At 37.7% G+C, this 1,980-nt stretch carries 2 protein-coding genes and 1 tRNA gene; all 3 read left to right on the top strand.

Features of this window, described 5'->3' with window-relative positions:
* Window positions 1-309 precede the first annotated feature (309 nt).
* The 3 genes from CVD27_RS27910 to CVD27_RS04395 all read left to right on the top strand — a co-directional run bounded on the left by CVD27_RS27910 (window position 310) and on the right by CVD27_RS04395 (window position 1,815).
* Entirely contained in the window at window positions 310-459 is a 150-nt protein-coding gene (locus CVD27_RS27910; protein ID WP_180960147.1) for a hypothetical protein, read from the top strand.
* Window positions 460-644: 185 nt separating this feature from the next.
* A tRNA-Val gene (locus CVD27_RS04400) sits at window positions 645-717 on the top strand.
* A 204-nt stretch (window positions 718-921) separates the two neighbouring features.
* Window positions 922-1,815, top strand: a complete 894-nt coding sequence (locus tag CVD27_RS04395; RefSeq protein WP_101646673.1) for an RluA family pseudouridine synthase — start codon at window positions 922-924, stop codon at window positions 1,813-1,815.
* Window positions 1,816-1,980: the final 165 nt, after the last annotated feature.

Raw genomic sequence — 1,980 nt, 5'->3', positions numbered from 1 at the left:
GAAATCAACCTCTGTATTTTTGCGTTTTACTAGTCTGATTGAGTGAAAAGAACTAGATTAGATGGAATTTTTACTAGAGGACGAGTCTAGTATATACAAGGCTTTTACTGGAATGTGATTTGTGAAACACATGATAAAATAAAAGTCAAGAAGCCGAAGGACTAGAAATACGTCGAACTAATTTGGACTAATTACGCAGTTTTACCAACGCGAGTTATGTATATACTACATGTAAGCGAATCAGTCATAACGAATAAAATATATAGGTCGGTACAGAAACCAATCAAATCAAAAAGGAGAGAAAATACTATGAGTACACAAGAGACATGGTGGGAAAACGTTTTTGAAGGGCACTTGGCACATGGTTTCAACAAAGAACGTATGAGTGAGCTGGATCATGAAGAGTTTTTATATTTTGAGAATGAATCAACAGAAGAACAATTAAACCCTATGCAGTAAGGAAAGGGAGAAGCGTCTCTGAATAGTCTAATAAACGTCCATAAAAGTCGGTAATTTTTCTAATGGTATAGAAAAATTATCGATTTTTAATTTCTTTGTTTACAACAAGGAAAGATAATGCTATTATAGTATTTGTGCTTGAGAGCCTAACTAACTCACTTCAACATGCACATCCTAGTATGATCGATTCCGTAGCTCAGCTGGGAGAGCGCCACCTTGACAGGGTGGAGGTCGCTGGTTCGAGCCCAGTCGGAGTCATAGGTGCCAAACCTAAGTTATTTACCGTCGGAACACGGTTTATAACAATAAACAGTCCTATTAGACCGAATGTCTAGGGGCTGTTTTTTTATGTCTAGATTTTTTCACATGTACTGTCAAATGATATTCAAGCGCACCATCCGTCATGCGGTGTATAGTTATAATACGAGCACCTATTTAAATAAGCAGGAGGGCTAACATACAATGAAAAGAAAACAGATTACATCTAATGTAAAAGAATATACAGTGGAAGAACAGATAGAACTATTGCCGTATTTATTGAAGGTTATGTCAAAAAGCAGTAGGAATTCGGTGAAATCCATTCTTACACGTGGCCAAGTTATGGTGGATGGTCAAATGACAACAAAACATAATCAGCCGTTAGCGCCTGGACAAAAGGTGGAAATACAAAGTAATAAAACAGCTATAAATGTCTCGAAGTTAGTCGGTGTATCTATTCTCCATGAAGATGACGATATCATCGTGATCAATAAAGAAGCGGGTATTCTTTCTGTAGCTTCTGAAAAAGAAAAAGATCAGACAGCCTATAGAGAAATCACAAAGTACGTTAAGAGGAGCCATCCTGAAAACCGAATTTTTGTTGTGCACCGTCTGGATCGAGATACATCAGGTGTGATGATGTTTGCCAAAAATGAAGAAACGCAGCAAGCTTTGCAAAGTACATGGAATGAATCGGTAAAGGAACGTTTGTATACTGCACTTGTCGAAGGAAAAGTACGAACTGAATCAGGAACTATTTCGTCTTGGTTAACCGAAAATAGTGCGTTTAGAGTATATTCAAACCCAACTGATAATGGCGGCCAGCATGCCATTACACATTATAGAAGAGTACAAGCGAATAAAGATTGCTCATTGCTAGAAGTACTTCTAGAAACGGGTCGGAAAAACCAAATCCGTGTGCATATGGAAGAATTGGGTCATCCAGTGATGGGTGACAAAAAGTATGGTGCTACAGGCAACCCTTTGCGTAGAGTGGGACTTCATGCCACAGCTTTGTCTTTTCTACATCCACGTACAGGGGAATTAGTTCGATTTGAAGCGGAAGTACCGCAAATCTTCATTACGCGCTCAAAATAATAAATGGTTCATTTTGCAGTTCCTTAGGATATCCAAGGAACTGCTTTTTTATGTGATTTCATTCAAATGTATAGTTGAATGGCTAAATTGACAAAATATCTTGAATTGCATATACTAAAATTAATCAATCAAACGGACGGTTGAATGTTGAAAGGTAAAATGAAC

The organism is Neobacillus cucumis, assembly GCF_002860255.1.
GTDB lineage: Bacteria > Bacillota > Bacilli > Bacillales > Cytobacillaceae > Neobacillus > Neobacillus cucumis_A.
This window is presented reverse-complemented; position numbering and strand designations above follow the sequence as displayed.